Here is a 16794-nt window from a genome sequence, read left to right as displayed (position 1 = left end):
GTTTTTTGCCAAAGCTCATCTCCGAATTCATTGATCCGGATCAGCCAGATGTCAGATCCTCCTTTGGATTCGTCTTTTTTATCTAATCCTTTTCCGGAATAGGAGGTGCCGGCCAGAAGAAATCCTCCTTCCTGGGTCGCTACAGAAGCAGATAGAAAATCATGGTTATTTCCTGAAAAATATTTTCCCCATATCTCTTTCCCTTGCTGATCAATTTTTACCAAATGAAAATCGTAACCGTTGTTTTGCTTATTACCTTCTGTTTGAAGTTTACTGGTCTGAATTGAGCTTCCGGTAATCAGGTATTGCTGATCGATGGTGGTAGTGACCTGGCTTAAGAAATCCTGAGTATTGGATTTAATGTCTTTCTGCCACAACACTTCCTGGGCACATATACCTATGATAGTGCACATTGAAAGTACACTCATGTAGAGTTTTTTCATAAATTGTGTTTATTAAAATTTATCAAATATAATAATTTCACGATCCCTGTAAAGAATTTATTATATGCAAATCTCATAATCCGTAACGACAAAACATGACGTGTTATTTATTTTTTTAAGGTAACAAAAAACCCTTTGAAAATTTCAAAGGGTTTTGCTTATTTATCACGCTCCATGAGTACAGCTTCAATATTCGCCATAGAAAATCCTTTTGTTTTAAGGAGAATCAGAAAATGATACAGGAGGTCTGCTGCTTCATTTTTAAACAGGTCTGCATTATTATCCTTAGCTTCAATAACCAATTCTACAGCTTCCTCTCCTACTTTTTGAGCGACTTTATTAATGCCTTTCTGATACAGTGAATAGGTATAAGATCCTTCCACCTTTTCCTCGATCCGGTTTGAAATGGTATCTTCTAATTGATAGAGAAATCCCTTATTTTCTCTTTCTCCAAAACAACTGAAACTTCCGGTATGGCAAACGGTATTTTTAGGAATTACTTTTATTAAAACAGTATCATTATCGCAATCAATTTGAATACTTTTTACCGTAAGAAAATTACCTGATTCCTCTCCTTTTGTCCAGAGTCTGTTTTTGGATCTGCTGAAAAAAGTGACAATTCCTTCTTTTTTTGTTTTCTCAAAAGCCTCTTCATTCACATAGCCTAACATGAGAACCTGCGCTGTGATATTGTCCTGAATAATGACCGGAACAAGACCGTTATTTTTATCAAAATCTATTTTCATCTTACGTTTATTTTTTTAATTTTTAGTGTTTCCTTCAAGTTCTGAATCTGTATTTCATTAAAATGGAAGACCCTTGCCGCGAGAGCTCCGGTTGCCTGGGTCTCTTTAAAAACCGTTTCAAAATCTTCCACTTTCCCTGCTCCGCCAGAAGCAATCACAGGAATATTAATGTTTTCGGAAACTATTTTTGTAATATTGATATCAAACCCGTTTTTTGTACCATCTCCATCCATGGAGGTCAAAAGGATTTCTCCCGCACCCAGAATTTCTGCTTTTTTTGCCCATTCTACGGTCTTTAAATCAGTAATTTCTCTTCCTCCTTTTACATGCACGAAATGATCATTATTAATAAATTTCGTATCAATGGCAACAACAATACACTGACTTCCAAATTCTTTAGCCAAATCAGAGATCAGTTGTGGATTTTTAACCGCGGAAGAATTAATACTGATCTTATCAGCACCGGCATCCAAAAGCTTCCGGACATCTTCTAAGGAAGAAATTCCGCCGCCAACTGTAAAAGGAATGCTTAATTCTTTAGCAATATCTTTTACAAGTTCAACAAATGTTTTCCTTTCTTCAATCGTGGCTGTGATGTCCAGAAATATCAGCTCATCCGCTCCTTCCAATTCGTACTTCTTGGCCAATTCTATAGGATCGCCGGCATTCCGGAGACCTTCAAAATTAATCCCTTTTACGGTACTGCCGTCTTTAATATCCAGACATGGGATGATTCTCTTTTTAAGCATTTGCAATGAAATTTTGAAGTTGTTGTAATGTTATTTTTCCTTCATAAATCGCTTTTCCGATAATCGTTCCTGAACATCCGGTTTCCTTCATGGTATACACATCCTCAATGCCGGAAATTCCTCCGCTGGCAATCAACTGAACAGATGTCTGTTCTACAATATCTTTATAAAGATCAGTTGAAGGTCCTGCCAGCATTCCATCCTTCGAAATATCAGTACAAATCGTTTCCTTAATCCCTTTTTTCATGTAATCAAGAATAAAACTGATGACTTCTATATTGCTTTCTTCCTGCCAGCCAGAAGTCTTTATTTTCCTGTTTTCGCAATCGGCTCCTAAAATAATTTTTTGAGCACCATACTCTTCAATAATCTGAAGGCAGAAATCAGGATCCTGAACTGCTATGCTTCCAATTGTGACCTGCTTCGCTCCTGAATTAAAAGCCATTTCTATATCCTGACGGCTTTTTAAACCACCTCCAAAATCAATCTGTAATGAAGTTCCGGAGGCTATTTTTTCCAATACTTTCTGATTCACAATATGTTTAGATTTTGCTCCGTCCAAATCCACCAAATGAAGAAACTGGATTCCGTACTCTTCAAATTCTTTGGCTACTTCAAGGGGATTTTCATTGTATATTTTTTTGGTGTTGTAATCTCCTTTTGAGAGACGGACGCACTTTCCGTCGATAATATCAATTGCGGGAATAATTTTCATCTTAAAGTTTTAAAAAGTTATTTAATATTTCATTTCCCACTCTTCCCGATTTTTCAGGGTGAAACTGTGTGGCATAAAAATTATTTTTCTGCAGAGAAGCACTGAACGGAAGAATATAATTACAGACCGAAGTCGTATACTCCGACAGTTCACAATAATAGCTGTGAACAAAATAAAGATCATCCTCCGATTCTATTCCTGAAAAAACTGGTAATTGACATTGTGAAAGGGTATTCCAGCCCATGTGCGGAACAAGATCTTCAGGTGGAAATTTTTTAACCTTAATATCAAAAATGCCCATTCCTTCGGTATTTCCTTCTTCATTGCTGCCACACATCAGCTGCATTCCCAAACATATCCCCAACACAGGCTGCTGTAACGTGGGAATAAGTTTGTCCAACCCTTTATACCTCAATAATTTCATGGTGGAGGAAGCCTCTCCAACACCCGGGAAAATCACTTTATCAGCATTCTTAATCAGATCAAAATCATCGGTAACGATAGAATCTGCATTCAGTCGTTTCAATGCATTCTGAACAGAAATTACGTTTCCGCCGTTGTATTTTATAATAGCAATCATGTTATAAACTTCCTTTTGTAGTGGGTAAATTATAGTTGGGATCCGACTGGTTTACTGCCATTTTCACTGCTTTTGCAAACGCTTTGAAAATCGCTTCAATCTTGTGGTGCTCATTATCTCCTTCCGCTTTTATATTTAGATTAGATCGGGAAGAATCAGTGAACGATTTAAAAAAGTGATAGAACATTTCCGTGGGTACATCACCTACTTTTTCTCTTTTAAAATCGGCATCCCAGACCAGCCAGGGTCTTCCTCCAAAATCAATTGCTGCTTGTGCCAGGCAATCGTCCATCGGAAGCAGAAAACCATACCTCTCAATTCCTTTTTTCTTTCCCAACGCTTTTAAAACAGCTTCTCCCAGAGCAATTCCCGTATCTTCCATCGTGTGGTGTTCATCAACCTGCAAATCTCCTTTAACTTTAATTTTCACATCCAAACTTCCGTGTTTCGAAATCTGTTCCAGCATGTGATCAAAGAAATGAAGTCCTGTAGAAATCTCAGATTGTCCTTTTCCGTCAAGATTCACCTCAATATCAATCTCTGTTTCATTGGTTTTTCTTGAAATCCGGGCTTTCTTTGGCTGCTTTTTCAAAAACTGATAAATCTCTTCCCAGCTTTTGGTTGTTAATAATGCATGATCATTGGGTTGTTCACCAATAAAAATAGCTTTTGAACCCAGATTTTGTGCCAGCTGAATATCGGTAATACGATCTCCAATCACATAGGAATTGGCTAAATCATAATCTCCGTAAATATATTTTGCGAACATTCCGATTCCAGGTTTTCTGGTAGGCAGATTTTCGTACTCAAAACTTTTATCAATTAAAATTCCATCGAATATAATTCCTTCATTTTCAAAAGCTTTGATCATCTTTTCGTGAGGCTTACTAAAATCTTCAACAGGAAAACTGTCTGTTCCCAAACCATCCTGATTGGTAACCATCACGAGTTCATATTCCAGTTCTTTGGCAATTTTCGCCAGGTTTTGAAAAACACCGGGATAAAATTCCAGTTTTTCCAGGGAATCAACCTGAAAATCAATGGGAGGTTCTATGATCAACGTTCCGTCGCGGTCTATAAATAATGCTTTTTTCATAGGGTTATGTTTTTTAAAACTCGGATTAACTTTTCATTTTCTTGACGCGTTCCGATATTAATTCTGATACAATCCGGAATGGCAGGTGCTCTTTTGCTTGTAAGAATCTCTTCTTCCAGCAGTTGTTGATATACTTTTTCAATATGCAGAAATTCAATCAAAAAGAAATTGGCGTCTGTAGGAAATACTTTTGCAATACATGGTATATGCTGAAATTCCTCCCCAAGCCATTCTTTTTCATGTAAGATGTTCGCTACATTTTGTTCTACCACAAGATCTTCGTTGAGATGTTTCAAAATCAATTCCTGGCTTAAGGAGTTGACATTGTAAGGAGCTTTTACGGTATTAATAAAGCTGATAATCTCTTCTGAAGCATACGCTACTCCAACTCTGGCTCCTGCTATTCCCCATGCTTTAGAAAATGTCTGGAGAACAATTAAATTAGGATATGTGTTAAGGAATTCCAGACTTGATCTTTTTCCTGAAAACTCAATATAGGCTTCATCAACCACTACAATTCCATTAAAATTCTGAAGGTAGAATTCAATATCTTCGATACTGTTTCCGGTAGGATTATTGGGAGAGCACAGAAAGAAAATCTTTATATCATTCTCTTTGGTGATCTTTAGAAAATCATCTTTCACGATTTCAAAATTCCTATCTAAATTGAGTTTTACTACCTTATTTTCATTAATGGAAGCATAAAAACCATACATCGCAAAAGAAGGATTCATCATCAGGATTGCATCTTTTTTAGGTTCACAGAAAACTTTAATGATCAGATCAATCAATTCATCGCTTCCGTTCCCCAACGCAATCTGGTTTGTTGAGATTTTTTTTAATTCTGCCAATCGTTTTTTAAGCTTTTTCTGAGTAGAATCCGGGTACCGGTTGAATGTTCCGAAAGGACTTTCATTCGCATCCAGCAGAACCGGAGCATTGAATTCATTATGATCCCTGAAACTGATGTAAGGCTGTAATTCTAGAATGTTCTTTCTAACTATATTATTGAGTGTAAATTGTTTCATTGTATTATTTTAATCGTATCGTTACTGCATTTTTATGAGCAAATAGTCCTTCTTCTTCCGCCATGATTTCTATGGTATTTCCTAAATTTTCCAGTCCTTCTTTTGAAAGATGCTGGAAAGTAATTTTTTTCACAAAACTATCCAATGAAACTCCACTGTAATTTTTTGCAAAGCCGTTAGTAGGAAGTGTGTGATTGGTTCCACTGGCATAATCACCGGCACTTTCGCATGAATAATTTCCAAGAAAAACAGAGCCGGCGTTTTGGATAAATGGAAGGTATTTTTCAAAATTATCTATTGCAAGAATAAGGTGTTCAGGAGCATACAGATTACTGAATTCAAAGGCTTCTTCAATAGTATTAAGCAGAATACAATAACTGTTTTCCAATGCGTTTTTTGCCAATTCATTTCTGGGAAGCTGTAGAACCTGTTCTTCAACGGCTGCAATCGTTTCGCTAAAAACTGTAAGATCAGTGGCAATAAAAACAACCTGACTGTCACTCCCGTGTTCCGCCTGTGAAAGTAAATCTGCTGCACAAAATGCAGGAACCGCCTGCTGATCGGCAATAACCAATACTTCACTAGGACCCGCAGGCATATCAATTGCGACTCCATAACGCTGAGCATATTCTTTGGCTGCAACCACAAACTGGTTCCCTGGGCCGAAAATCTTATACACTTGCGGGATACTTTCCGTGCCTAATGTCATGGCTGCAATTGCCTGAGCTCCGCCAACTTTAAATAGTCTGGAAACTCCGCAAAGCCGGGCAGCATAGAGAATAGCAGGGTGTACATTTCCATCTTTATCCGGCGGTGTACACAAAATAATTTCTTTGCAGCCTGCCAATTGAGCGGGTATGGCAAGCATTAAAACAGTAGAAAATAAAGGAGCCGTTCCTCCCGGAATATAAATCCCTACCTTTTCTATAGCGCGGGTTTCTCTCCAACAGGTTACCCCAGCTGTAGTCTCAATTTTTTCAATTGCTGATTGCTGAGCGGCATGAAATTTTGAAATATTTTCTTTGGCCTGACGGATTGCCTGCTTCAATTCTTCGGAAATTATATCTTCTGCTTTTTTGATTTCCGCTTCTGTAACGGTGATACTTTCAAGACGTACACCATCAAATTTTTCATTAAAACTAAACAGTGCCTGATCTTTTTTCTCTGTCACTTCATTAAAAATAGCAGCGATCGTTTCTGAAATTTCTTCTCTCTTAAAAACAGGACGTTCTACCATTTCCTGCCAATTGTTTTTTGAGGGATATCTGTATATTTTCATGTTTAAATAACCATTTTATCGATTGGAATAATTAAAATATCTTGTGCGCCATTGGCCTTTAGTTCGTCAATCACGTCCCAAAAACGCTCTTCATCAATCACGGAATGAATACTGCTCCAATCCTTTTCTGCTAACGGAATGACGGTAGGACTTTTCAAAACCGGAAGTACATTCGAAATTTCAGCGATCTTCTCATTAGGAACATTCATCAGAATATATTTTGATTTTTTAGCTTTGAGCACAGACTTGATTCTGAATAGAAATTTTTCAAGAATGGCATTTTTTTCCTGGCTTAACTGTGGGGTTTTAGCTAAAACGGCTTCTGATTTCAGCAGGGTAACCGTTTCTCTTAATCCGTTTTTAAATAAGGTACTTCCGGAGCTCACAATATCACAGATTCCATCTGCCAGTCCTATATTCGGCGCTATTTCCACGGAACCGGAAATAACGTGTATATCGGCTGCAATGTCGTTTGATTTCAGGAAATTTTGTAAGGTATTAGGGTATGAAGTAGCAATCTTTTTGCCCTGGAAATAGGAAAGGCTATCGGTTTCAATTTCTTTTGGAACAGCAAGAGAAACACGGCATTTGGAGAACCCCAGATATTGTACAATCTGAATATTTTTCTGTTTTTCAGTCAGTAGATTTTCACCTACGACAGCGATGTCTACCACTCCATCTTCGAGATATTGAGGAATATCAGAATTCCGCAGGTACATGATTTCCATTGGGAAATTATCTACAGACACTTTAAGCTGGTCTTTTCCGTTGTTGACAAAAATTCCGCAGTCTTTCAGCAGTTGTAAGGATTCGTCGTACAGACGGCCACTTTTTTGAATTGCAATTTTTAATTTACTCATTTCTATTTTTTTAGCCTGAGTAAATAAAACTGATTAATTGAAATTTCTAAGGAGAATCCTGGAAACAAAAAAACCGTCTATTGACTCAGACGGTTTTTAATTATTTTTGATTTTAACACATGTAAATATCAATCAATTCCGTCTTAGCAGAGATGATGATAATAATGATGTAGTGTTAAAAAATTTGGTTTCATTGTATTGAAAATTGTGGTACAAATGTAGTATTTATTTTTAAACTGAAAGTATTTTTTACATAATTTTTTGATAAAAATGCATCAGCTGTGCAGCGATAGGCTGGTCATTAAATTTCTGAACAAACTCAAAACCCTTATCAGCACGGCGTTTTCTTTCGGATTCGCTATCCCATAGAAATTGTATTTTAGCTTTAATATCTAGATAATTTGCAGGATCAATATATACTGAATCTTTTCCCCCTGCTTCGGGCAGGCAGCTGGTATTGCTGGTAACGGCCACTGTTTTTGAGAAAATAGCTTCTATCACCGGAATTCCAAATCCTTCAAAGAAGCTTGGATATACGAAGATATCGGCCAGTTTATAGATGGCAGCAAGTTCATCCATGGTCACACCTTCAAGAAAGTGGACCTGCTTTTCCATCTTACTTTTTTTGAGGTACTGCTCTATTTTTGTGAAATATTTTGTCTTTCTGCCGACTACCACAAGAGGAATTTCTGTTTCATTGACTGCTTTTACAATATTGAGGAGATTTTTCCGCTCTTCGATAGTTCCTACGTTTAAAATAAATCTTTCAGGAAGCTGGTATTTCTGTTTTGTATATTCTATAAAATCTTCTGGCTGCTGTTCTTTAAAAGCCTGGTGGCAGCCTTGATAAATAACTTCAATTTTGCTTTCCGGCACTTTTAAATAAGTGATAATATCTTGCTTTGTCTGCTCGGAAATCGCAATGATTTTGTCCGCAGATGCTGCCGCTTTTTTAAATTTCCAAAGGTGTATTTTTTTGTCAAAAAATGAGTAATACTGGGGATACCTCATAAAGATAAGGTCATGAATAGTCACTACTTTTTTAATGGGTTCTTTCCCCCATCGTAACGGTAATTCTCCGGACAATCCATGAAAAATATCGGCATGCTGTTTCTGGGCATCTTTACCCATTTTCAACTGACGGGAGAAATTTCCTTTTGATGTTTCTATATAGTAAACATGGGGTTTCTCCAGAATATCTTTTCCTCGTTCAGAGTTGTTTTTGTTCAGCAGGAGGTATTCATTTTCAGGATAATATGTAGAAAGTATTCTTACCAGGTCTCTTGAATAATTGCCCAATCCGGATGTATTGTAAAAAAAACGTTTTGCATCAAAGGCAATCTTCATAATCTTGTTTATTTTTGAATGTGCTGGAATGCTCCAAAAGTACAATTTTTATTGGTATATTACATTGGCTTTTTCTATTTTAAATCTTCTTGTATAAAGCTAGGAATCAAAATACCTTTCCTATCTGCGTTACGAGGATTATCTTTATTATTTCCATCTGTTATCTTTTAACAATCTAAAAAATTGTGATTTATTTTATTTGACCACAGATTTCGCAGATTTGCACAGATGATTATGGTAAACTCTCGCAGATGATTCTTATTATATTACAAAATATAAACCCTAAATAGATATTCAGGGTTTATAGTATTTATTTTTAATGTTCTTTCTGTTTTAAAAACTAGACAGCTACATTATTTTCTCTTAAAGCATCATTAAGAGATGTTTTCTTATCTGTAGATTCTTTTCTCTGACCAATGATCAAAGCGCAAGGAACCTGAAATTCTCCAGCCGGATATTGTTTTGTATAGCTTCCCGGAATTACAACTGAACGGGCAGGAACTCTTCCTTTGATTTCGATAGGCGTATCACCTGTAACATCAATGATTTTGGTAGAGGCTGTTAATACAACATTAGCTCCCAAAACAGCTTCTCTTTCTACATGCACTCCTTCTACAACGATACATCTTGAACCGATGAAACAGTCGTCTTCGATAATAACCGGAGCAGCCTGTAACGGTTCCAATACTCCACCGATACCCACTCCACCGCTTAGGTGAACGTTTTTACCGATCTGTGCACAACTTCCTACGGTAGCCCATGTATCAACCATGGTTCCAGAATCTACATAAGCACCGATATTAACGTATGAAGGCATTAAAATCACCCCTGAAGCAATGAAAGAACCTTCTCTAGCTACTGCATGAGGTACCACTCGTACTCCTTTTTCCGCATAGTTTCTCTTCAATGGAATTTTATCATGAAATTCAAACGGACCCACTTCAATGGTTTCCATTTTTTGAATCGGAAAATACATCACTACCGCTTTTTTCACCCATTCATTTACCTGCCATCCGTTTTCTGTAGGTTCTGCAACACGAAGTGCACCGGAATCCAATAAAGAAACAACTTCTCTGATGGCTTTTTTGCTGTCTTCATTTTGCAATAAATCTCTATTATCCCAGATGTTTTCAATAGTTTGTTGTAATGACATATTTCTTATTTAATTTATTATTTTTACTGTATAAAGTATGACTCTATTATAAGGATCAAAAATACAAAAGTTTGGTCTAACCTACAAATTCGATGGAATAACCTCTTTCCTAGCGTCTTCTTTCTTTGTCTGAATCATGACCATATTTCTTTACTCACAAAGGATAAATTCCATGGTTTTTTCAATATGCTTTTCTGTAACGATTCCTTTTGCATATTTACTATTATGCCCAGTATTATATTTTGTTAAATATGCCTGATTGATTGCATCCGCCAGCTCATCTTTATCATGAGGAATAAATCCGTTAATGGTAAATTGGAAATCCCCGCATTGAATCTCTCCTATCGGATTTTTGATAAAACTATTATACCAGCTCTTTTCCGCCAGTCCCCAGGAACGGGCAAAGATCCGGTCTTGAACTACCACCATCCATATTTCTAAAAAATTCTGGCGTTCATAACCTGCTTTAATTCCTATCAGGTTATGTATTTTAATGTACTCTAAAGCTTCTTCTTTGTTCATTGCAATTCATTTTTAAAGCAATGTAAAAGGAATAAAAGAAGCCGGCAATTTTATTATGCAAGTTGTGGAAAGTATTATTTAGTATGCTGGTTTGTTGATGTGGACGGTTACAGCATTCTATTCTGAAGGGTATTAGAAAGACATTCGCGATAACTTTTTGCAACGGTAATTTTCATCTCTTTTATGATGATATGATTATCCTCAAAATATTCAATGTTCGTGAGGTTCACAATATAAGAATTATGAATACGCATAAATTCATTGGGAAGATTTTCAATGAGATCTTTAAGGCTTTTGTAGTAGGTGTATTTCTTATCGTGGACGGTATGAATTTCCACATAATTTCCCAGCCCTTTAATTACGGTGATGTCGTTAAAGAATAATTTAACCAGTTTTTTATCTGTTTTGATAAAAGCAAAAGCAGTATTTTCCATTCGGATTATCGATTGAAACCCTTATAAAACTCTTTGGGCATGCAGGTAAGCCTTATTCCAATATTTTTCGTTTAAGGAAGAAATCATTACTCCTTTTGAAGTAGAAGCATGGATGAATCTCACTTCTCCATCACTTCCGATATCATGTACAATTCCTACGTGAGAAACTCTGCTTCCTCCGGCTGTAGCAAAAAACAACAGATCTCCAGGCTTTACGTCTTTAATATCAATATTTTTACCTGCTTCGGCCTGATCAGAAGATCTTCTGGGCAGAGAAAAGTCATTTTCTTCAAAAACTTTTACCGTAAAACCGGAGCAGTCGAAACCGGAAGAAGTATTCCCACCAAATTTATAGGGAGTTCCCAGATATTTTTCGGCATCTTTCAGTACATCATTAATTGATCTTGAAACTTTACCGTCAAATTTTGAATCCAGTTTTCTGAGATTTTCAGCTTTGGCAACGGATTTTGTGCTGGTATTTTTCTTAGAAGCTACATTTTTTGAACTTCCACAGGAAACAATCAGTGAAGAGGCAATCAGCAAAGCACAAAACTGCTTTATTCTATTTTTTTTCTCAAATAATCCAGGTATCATATCTGTCTGATTTTTACTAAACTAACTTATATTATGACAAATATACATAATTATATAATAACTATACTTTAGCTATACTACAACTATATGATAAATATATGTTAAAATTTTGTATTCTCTTAATTATCATTATATTTGATTCCTATTATAAGATATGGCAACATATGAAAGTTTAATTAAAATAAAAGGAACGGTTGGAGGTCTTGTTTTTTATGAGCTGAACGGAAAAAATGTAGTAAGGAAGAAAAGCGGGTTCAATAAAACAGCTTTTAAAAAAAGCCCTGCGTACGAAAAAGTACGGCAGAACAGTTCTGAATTCGGACACTGTTCTAAAACCGGAAAAGTGATAAGAACAGCTCTTGACGCCTACATCAGGCAGGCAGGAGATCCCCTGCTCTATCAGCAGTTTGCGAAAGTAATGACCGAGATTAAAAACCTGGATCTTATTTCTGAAAGAGGAAAACGTACGGTTAAAAAGGGATTAGAAACAGAACAAGGGAAAGCGCTTCTTAAAGCATTTACTTTTGGAACGAAAGCAAACCCAGGATCTGAAATGATAATGATAAAGAATAACACTATTCATTTTGGGCAAAATTGCTCTGCAAAAGAAGCAGTAATTGTCACTTTAAAAATTGATTTTGAAAGGTACACTGCGGAAACCATTGAAAAAAGTATTGCCATCAATAATCGTGATGAAATCAATTTTGAGAATCATTTTTTGGAGACAGAGATTCCGATCTACTTTATGGTTCTGAAAAAAAACGGAGATATTACCCATATGGGATTCGTTTAAAAATAGAAAAGCCTGCAATTAATTGCAGGCTTTTTTATTTATTTAAAATGCATTATTTCTTTTCTCCTTTCCAGGTACCGGTTCTTGTAGGTGTAGGAACTGCATTAGACCAGTTTCCGTTTCCAGTTTTATCGGTAGTCAGTGTTCCTTTAAAATCTCCATCTGAAGGAAGCCCTATACTTGCGTTAAGCTCTCCTGAAGTACTTAGATTTCCGGAAATATTATAGTTTTCGTTATTCACATCAGAATGCATTGTTCCTTTCACTTTCCCATCACTTGCTACTACGATGTTCCAAACCCCTTTGTCACTGCCTTCGTAAGTTCCAGACCATGTTCCGATGTAATCATAAATAGTGTCATCATCAGAACTGCATCCGATTGATATAAATGTCATTAACAAAAGTAAAAAAAATTTCTTCATAGTTTTTATAATAGTTTTATAGAATACATTTTCTGTTATTCTTTCAATTAATCTTATAGATCTTTTGGCTCCGGCAAATATATAATTTAAATTTTATTTCTCTACTTTTTATACGCTTTATTTTACGAAACCATTATTAAATTGAGAATATCTCATTAAAAATTTATTATTATCCATTTATTTTACAATTGAGGTTCCACCTTTTTTTTCCAGCCTGAAAACTGACAGGAAATAAGGAATAAACATTCTGATTTTCCAATTTTAAATTTCCATCAATTTTGCATTATGAATTTTAAATTATTGGTTATAAACCTATACTACCATTATTATTATTTTTTAATAAACAATATTTATTTGTATAAAATTTTTTCGTTTTTTTATTTATTTCTATATTTAGGGAATAATTGTAAATACATTTAAACTATAACTACACCATGAAAACAAAAGCTTTTCTTTTTTTAACAATTACCTTTATCAGTTATTCTTATGCCCAGGTAGGTATTAATACAACTACTCCTACCAATACTCTGGATGTAAATGGTAGTACAAGAATAAGAGGTTTATCAAATACCGAAAACAAAATTGTTGTCGCCAACGATCTTGGCGTTTTAGGACTGATCACACCGGAGGAAATTTTCTCTCCTAAAGCGCTGTTAAACACTTCTACCAGTTCTGCAGAACAGAGACTTACTGTATATGAAGGAAAATGCTTTGTGCCTACAGATAATGCTTCGTCCTGCACGGTAAGTGTCAACCATTACAGTTCTTGTGCAGGATTCAACAGATCTGTAGACACGCAAATTATTGTTGGACAAGGCATCAATACTGGAAATGGACAGTTTCTGGGAACGTGGTCTGCCCGTTATATTGATAATAAAGGATACATTGGCGGAGCAACAGCAGCAGAACAGGTTGCGCCGGACTTCCCAAGAATATCATATCCCAGTACGAATGTAGCCAATTATTTAGGAAGCGGTTCTTTTAACGGGCAATGCAATACCGATTTAGTAGCAACAGTTAATCAAACCACCGGAGATGTAAAAATAGAATCTGTAAAACGAAGTATGTTTGCTCATTTGGTGTATCTTATTTCGGTATCCCGCTCAAGAAGCTTATAATGCATCTTGTTTTACTGATCTTAAATAAACTTATGCTGGGTATCTAAAAAAAGATAGGTAAAAAAATCCGTCTCAATAGCTAATTGGGACGGATTTATAATTTATCAAACAATCCATTATCCATACATATTTATTAATTAAATAAAAAATGATAAAATATTTGCATATATAGTTTAAATACTTATTTTTGTACCGCTTTAAAAAATGGCACAGTAAAATACAACTGGGGAATTAGCTCATCTGGCTAGAGCGTTAGACTGGCAGTCTAAAGGTGACGGGTTCGATCCCCGTATTCTCCACCAAATCAAAGAGTTACAAAATAAATTGTAACTCTTTTTTATTATATCTTATTCCACAAATTTCTGATATTCTATTTAGAATTTTTCAATTGCAGGGCTCTTTGGTAGAAAGACTGTTCAGCAATCTTTGTTTCCGCTTCATTGATGGCAGCCAGCAGGTTGTTTTCATTGTCTGCGATCTCACCCAATACTTTTTTAATCAGCTCCCAAACCGGCTTCATTTGCTCCACGAGGGCTTCTCCTTTAGATGTTACTTCTATCAGGCGTTTACGTTCATCCTGTTTGTCTTTTTTGGACAGGATTAATTGTTTATTTTCAAGCTCCTTCAGCAGACTGATGGTTGAAGGATGGGTATACCCTATTTCATGGGCGATCTCTACAATGCTCAATTCCTTTTTGTGATGGAGCGTTAATATTACCGGAAACCATTTCGGTTCAAAATCAATCCCGAATTCTTTGTAAATCAAAGCACCGTCTTTTCTCAGCTGTTCGCTGAGACGCTGTAACCGGGTTGAAATGGCCAGAATGCCTGATTCATCAATTATGTTCATCTGTTTTCGTTTATTTTGAGATGGTAAAATACATTATCAGCATTCATCAAAGGAAAACTGGCAGGCAGATTTTCTTTCTGAATTTCATGAAACTGATTTCTTTCGTAAAACCGAATTGCAGCCTTTAATATATTTACAGTTCCCAAATATAGGTTCTCTATTCCTTTTTCCCGACAGAAAGAAATTAAAATTTCCAATAAAAGCTGTGCAATATTTAAGTCTTTTCCTCTGAATTCTTTTTTAACGAACATCTTTCTTATGGCTCCTTCTTTTTCATTAAACTTTACCAACGCGATGGTTCCTGCCAATTCCCCATTGATGAAAGCTCCCCAAAAGTTTCCTCCTGCTTCAATATAAAAACTTTCGATCTGAGCCAAGTCAGGCTGATCATGAATGGTAATCGGGACATTGAATTCTTTCTGCTGAATATTCAAAATAAGATCGGTTGCTTGCTCTGAATAAGAATTGTCTAGGGTACGGATCTCTAATTTCATAAGATGATTTTTTTACCATACAAAACTACGTAGTTAACTACATATATGCAAATTTAATTGAGATGAAACTCATTTTATTTATATTAACTATAAAAAAAGCGTATGCCATTACTGACATACGCTTTGTATCGATGATTGCGGTTTTACTTATTTCCAGCCTCCGCCAAGAGCCTGGTAAAGATCTATTCCTGCTTTCATTTTACTGTATTCGGCATTAGAAATATTAAGCTCAGCATTCAATGAATTTACACTGGCATTCAATACTTCAAGATAGTTGGCCATCCCATAGTTCACAAGTTCCTGAGAATAATCTACTGATTTTTTGTAAGCATCAAGCTCTTTTCTTTTCAGGTCGATATAAGAATCCTGAACAGAGAATACTCTGATGGCATCGGAAACTTCTTTCCCTGCGGTAAGAACCGTTTTTCTGAAGTTCAGATAGGCTGTTTCCTGATTGGCTAAACTTACATCGTAGTTGGTTCTGATCGCTCTTTTGTTTAAAATAGGCTGTGCTAAACCACCCACCACACTTGCAAACAGAGAGTTCACACTGAACAAATGATCAATATCGAGTGATTGAATTCCTCCGCTTCCTGTAAGTTTTAAGGTTGGATAAAACTGAGCTTTTGCTGCATTCGTTAATTCAAAAGCATTCATCAGGTTATATTCTGCTCTCATCACGTCAGGACGGTTTGCCAATAACTGAGCCGGATATCCCAATTTCAGATCGATCGGAATATTCTGGGATTCCAGTGTAGATCTTTGAATAGAATTGGATGGCACCCCCATCAGTAAACTCATGGTATTTTCTAAGAGCTGGATCTGGGTATCGGTATCAATCAGCAAAGATTTTGCATTGAAAACCAACGCTTCACTCTGCTGCACGGCAACTTCCGTAAGCGTTCCTGATGCTTTTAAAGCTTTCGTGGTTTCCAGATTTTTCTCACGCACGGCAATCGTTTCTGCAATGATTCTTTTTTGAGCATCATAGGTTAACAATTGATAATATGCAGAGGCAACAGACGCTACCAGGTCACTTTTTACAGCTTTGTGGGCTGCAACAGTTCCTAAATATGTTGCCAACTGTGCTTTTTCCTGAGCTTTCAGTTTCCCCCAGATATCAGCTTCCCAACCTATACTTGCCGTAATATCAATCTGGTTGATATATCGTCTGTCTCCAAATAGTTTCCCGGTTTGGGTATTCAAAGATTGTGTCTGGAAAGTATAGCCCGGTCCTACTGTTAAGGTAGGTTCATAGGCTGCTTTGCTTTGCTTTAAATAGGCTTCTGCAGAAGCAATGCTCTGCAATGCAATTCTAATGTCTAAATTGTTTTCCAACGCTTTGGAAATATGCCCTTGCAGTATCGGATCCGTGAAAATTTCTTTCCATGAAACATCCGCCATATTGATACTGTCTGAAGGAAGCATATCTGTTCGGAAAAGCTTTTCGTCAACAACATTTTTCGGTCTTTCGTATTCTTTTCTCGCCATACAAGATGAAACGGCTGCCAGAATTGCGACTGAAAAAGTTATTCCTTTTATGATGTTTAATAAACTCTTCATTATGATAAA

General features: G+C 36.2%; 19 protein-coding genes, 1 tRNA gene and 1 pseudogene. 3 read left to right on the top strand and 18 right to left on the bottom strand.

Features of this window, described 5'->3' with window-relative positions:
• From IW15_RS19425 to IW15_RS19360, 14 genes and pseudogenes are all read right to left on the bottom strand, one after another.
• A pseudogene (locus IW15_RS19425) lies at positions 1 to 443 on the bottom strand (T9SS type A sorting domain-containing protein); the annotation flags it as partial.
• Positions 444 to 601: 158 nt separating this feature from the next.
• Positions 602 to 1189, bottom strand: a complete 588-nt coding sequence (gene hisIE, locus IW15_RS19420; protein WP_034714742.1) for a bifunctional phosphoribosyl-AMP cyclohydrolase/phosphoribosyl-ATP diphosphatase HisIE — start codon at positions 1187 to 1189, stop codon at positions 602 to 604.
• Positions 1186 to 1938 (bottom strand): imidazole glycerol phosphate synthase subunit HisF, encoded by a 753-nt coding sequence (gene hisF / locus IW15_RS19415; RefSeq protein WP_034714740.1) that lies wholly within the window; start codon positions 1936 to 1938, stop codon positions 1186 to 1188. The genes hisIE and hisF overlap by 4 nt, the downstream gene beginning before the upstream one ends.
• Positions 1931 to 2653, bottom strand: coding sequence for a 1-(5-phosphoribosyl)-5-[(5-phosphoribosylamino)methylideneamino]imidazole-4-carboxamide isomerase (hisA, locus tag IW15_RS19410; RefSeq protein ID WP_034714738.1), 723 nt, complete (start codon positions 2651 to 2653; stop codon positions 1931 to 1933). The genes hisF and hisA overlap by 8 nt, the downstream gene beginning before the upstream one ends.
• A gap of 1 nt (position 2654) precedes the next feature.
• Positions 2655 to 3233 carry an imidazole glycerol phosphate synthase subunit HisH gene (gene hisH, locus IW15_RS19405; protein WP_034714736.1) on the bottom strand — a complete coding sequence of 193 codons (579 nt, stop codon included), beginning with the start codon at positions 3231 to 3233 and terminating at the stop codon, positions 2655 to 2657.
• Position 3234: 1 nt separating this feature from the next.
• Positions 3235 to 4329 carry a bifunctional histidinol-phosphatase/imidazoleglycerol-phosphate dehydratase HisB gene (gene hisB / locus IW15_RS19400; RefSeq protein WP_034714734.1) on the bottom strand — a complete coding sequence of 365 codons (1095 nt, stop codon included), beginning with the start codon at positions 4327 to 4329 and terminating at the stop codon, positions 3235 to 3237.
• Positions 4326 to 5357 (bottom strand): histidinol-phosphate transaminase, encoded by a 1032-nt coding sequence (gene hisC, locus IW15_RS19395; protein WP_034714732.1) that lies wholly within the window; start codon positions 5355 to 5357, stop codon positions 4326 to 4328. The genes hisB and hisC overlap by 4 nt, the downstream gene beginning before the upstream one ends.
• 4 nt (positions 5358 to 5361) lie before the next feature.
• Positions 5362 to 6636, bottom strand: a complete 1275-nt coding sequence (hisD, locus tag IW15_RS19390; RefSeq protein ID WP_034714730.1) for a histidinol dehydrogenase — start codon at positions 6634 to 6636, stop codon at positions 5362 to 5364.
• 2 nt (positions 6637 to 6638) lie between these two features.
• Positions 6639 to 7496, bottom strand: coding sequence for an ATP phosphoribosyltransferase (gene hisG / locus IW15_RS19385; protein ID WP_034714728.1), 858 nt, complete (start codon positions 7494 to 7496; stop codon positions 6639 to 6641).
• Between the two features lie 249 nt (positions 7497 to 7745).
• The gene (locus IW15_RS19380) at positions 7746 to 8843 is read right to left on the bottom strand and encodes a glycosyltransferase family 4 protein (protein ID WP_034714726.1); all 1098 of its coding nucleotides are present in this window, start codon (positions 8841 to 8843) and stop codon (positions 7746 to 7748) included.
• Positions 8844 to 9183: 340 nt separating this feature from the next.
• On the bottom strand, positions 9184 to 9996 hold the full coding sequence (locus IW15_RS19375; RefSeq protein ID WP_034714724.1) for a 2,3,4,5-tetrahydropyridine-2,6-dicarboxylate N-succinyltransferase: 813 nt from the start codon (positions 9994 to 9996) through the stop codon (positions 9184 to 9186).
• Positions 9997 to 10146: 150 nt separating this feature from the next.
• Positions 10147 to 10518, bottom strand: a complete 372-nt coding sequence (locus IW15_RS19370; protein ID WP_034714721.1) for a DUF2255 family protein — start codon at positions 10516 to 10518, stop codon at positions 10147 to 10149.
• 107 nt (positions 10519 to 10625) lie between these two features.
• Positions 10626 to 10952, bottom strand: coding sequence for a LytR/AlgR family response regulator transcription factor (locus IW15_RS19365; protein WP_034714719.1), 327 nt, complete (start codon positions 10950 to 10952; stop codon positions 10626 to 10628).
• Between the two features lie 21 nt (positions 10953 to 10973).
• The gene (locus tag IW15_RS19360) at positions 10974 to 11546 is read right to left on the bottom strand and encodes a C40 family peptidase (protein WP_185097431.1); all 573 of its coding nucleotides are present in this window, start codon (positions 11544 to 11546) and stop codon (positions 10974 to 10976) included.
• Between the two features lie 154 nt (positions 11547 to 11700).
• Here IW15_RS19360 and IW15_RS19355 point away from each other — a divergent pair, with 154 nt between their 5' ends.
• Positions 11701 to 12339, top strand: a complete 639-nt coding sequence (locus IW15_RS19355) for a hypothetical protein (RefSeq protein WP_034714717.1) — start codon at positions 11701 to 11703, stop codon at positions 12337 to 12339.
• A 52-nt stretch (positions 12340 to 12391) separates the two neighbouring features.
• Here the strand turns inward: IW15_RS19355 and IW15_RS19350 are convergent, their stop codons facing one another.
• Positions 12392 to 12760, bottom strand: a complete 369-nt coding sequence (locus tag IW15_RS19350) for a hypothetical protein (RefSeq protein ID WP_034714715.1) — start codon at positions 12758 to 12760, stop codon at positions 12392 to 12394.
• A 434-nt stretch (positions 12761 to 13194) separates the two neighbouring features.
• On the opposite strand from IW15_RS19350, the gene IW15_RS19345 reads away from it, so the two are divergent.
• Both IW15_RS19345 and IW15_RS19340 read left to right on the top strand, forming a co-directional pair.
• Positions 13195 to 13878: a hypothetical protein gene (locus IW15_RS19345; RefSeq protein WP_034714713.1), complete on the top strand. Its 684-nt coding sequence runs from the start codon at positions 13195 to 13197 to the stop codon at positions 13876 to 13878.
• A gap of 225 nt (positions 13879 to 14103) precedes the next feature.
• A tRNA-Ala gene (locus IW15_RS19340) sits at positions 14104 to 14180 on the top strand.
• 68 nt (positions 14181 to 14248) lie between these two features.
• Here the strand turns inward: IW15_RS19340 and IW15_RS19335 are convergent.
• From IW15_RS19335 to IW15_RS19325, 3 genes are all read right to left on the bottom strand, one after another.
• Positions 14249 to 14728: a MarR family winged helix-turn-helix transcriptional regulator gene (locus tag IW15_RS19335; protein WP_034714712.1), complete on the bottom strand. Its 480-nt coding sequence runs from the start codon at positions 14726 to 14728 to the stop codon at positions 14249 to 14251.
• Positions 14725 to 15222, bottom strand: a complete 498-nt coding sequence (locus IW15_RS19330; protein ID WP_034714711.1) for a GNAT family N-acetyltransferase — start codon at positions 15220 to 15222, stop codon at positions 14725 to 14727. Before IW15_RS19330 ends, IW15_RS19335 begins: the two co-directional genes overlap by 4 nt.
• Before the next feature lie 147 nt (positions 15223 to 15369).
• On the bottom strand, positions 15370 to 16785 hold the full coding sequence (locus IW15_RS19325; RefSeq protein ID WP_034714710.1) for an efflux transporter outer membrane subunit: 1416 nt from the start codon (positions 16783 to 16785) through the stop codon (positions 15370 to 15372).
• Positions 16786 to 16794: the final 9 nt, after the last annotated feature.

The sequence above is a fragment of the Chryseobacterium soli genome, assembly GCF_000737705.1.
Classification (GTDB): domain Bacteria; phylum Bacteroidota; class Bacteroidia; order Flavobacteriales; family Weeksellaceae; genus Chryseobacterium; species Chryseobacterium soli.
The sequence above is the reverse complement of the archived record's forward strand: the minus strand, read 5'-3'. Positions and strand labels throughout refer to the sequence as shown.

Coding starts and splice junctions, on each gene's coding strand:
- hisIE (WP_034714742.1), bottom strand. CDS start 1,189: ATGAAAATAGATTTTGATAAAAATAACGGTCTTGTTCCGGTCATTATT.
- hisF (WP_034714740.1), bottom strand. CDS start 1,938: ATGCTTAAAAAGAGAATCATCCCATGTCTGGATATTAAAGACGGCAGT.
- hisA (WP_034714738.1), bottom strand. CDS start 2,653: ATGAAAATTATTCCCGCAATTGATATTATCGACGGAAAGTGCGTCCGT.
- hisH (WP_034714736.1), bottom strand. CDS start 3,233: ATGATTGCTATTATAAAATACAACGGCGGAAACGTAATTTCTGTTCAG.
- hisB (WP_034714734.1), bottom strand. CDS start 4,329: ATGAAAAAAGCATTATTTATAGACCGCGACGGAACGTTGATCATAGAA.
- hisC (WP_034714732.1), bottom strand. CDS start 5,357: ATGAAACAATTTACACTCAATAATATAGTTAGAAAGAACATTCTAGAA.
- hisD (WP_034714730.1), bottom strand. CDS start 6,636: ATGAAAATATACAGATATCCCTCAAAAAACAATTGGCAGGAAATGGTA.
- hisG (WP_034714728.1), bottom strand. CDS start 7,496: ATGAGTAAATTAAAAATTGCAATTCAAAAAAGTGGCCGTCTGTACGAC.
- IW15_RS19380 (WP_034714726.1), bottom strand. CDS start 8,843: ATGAAGATTGCCTTTGATGCAAAACGTTTTTTTTACAATACATCCGGA.
- IW15_RS19375 (WP_034714724.1), bottom strand. CDS start 9,996: ATGTCATTACAACAAACTATTGAAAACATCTGGGATAATAGAGATTTA.
- IW15_RS19370 (WP_034714721.1), bottom strand. CDS start 10,518: ATGAACAAAGAAGAAGCTTTAGAGTACATTAAAATACATAACCTGATA.
- IW15_RS19365 (WP_034714719.1), bottom strand. CDS start 10,952: ATGGAAAATACTGCTTTTGCTTTTATCAAAACAGATAAAAAACTGGTT.
- IW15_RS19360 (WP_185097431.1), bottom strand. CDS start 11,546: ATGATACCTGGATTATTTGAGAAAAAAAATAGAATAAAGCAGTTTTGT.
- IW15_RS19355 (WP_034714717.1), top strand. CDS start 11,701: ATGGCAACATATGAAAGTTTAATTAAAATAAAAGGAACGGTTGGAGGT.
- IW15_RS19350 (WP_034714715.1), bottom strand. CDS start 12,760: ATGAAGAAATTTTTTTTACTTTTGTTAATGACATTTATATCAATCGGA.
- IW15_RS19345 (WP_034714713.1), top strand. CDS start 13,195: ATGAAAACAAAAGCTTTTCTTTTTTTAACAATTACCTTTATCAGTTAT.
- IW15_RS19335 (WP_034714712.1), bottom strand. CDS start 14,728: ATGAACATAATTGATGAATCAGGCATTCTGGCCATTTCAACCCGGTTA.
- IW15_RS19330 (WP_034714711.1), bottom strand. CDS start 15,222: ATGAAATTAGAGATCCGTACCCTAGACAATTCTTATTCAGAGCAAGCA.
- IW15_RS19325 (WP_034714710.1), bottom strand. CDS start 16,785: ATGAAGAGTTTATTAAACATCATAAAAGGAATAACTTTTTCAGTCGCA.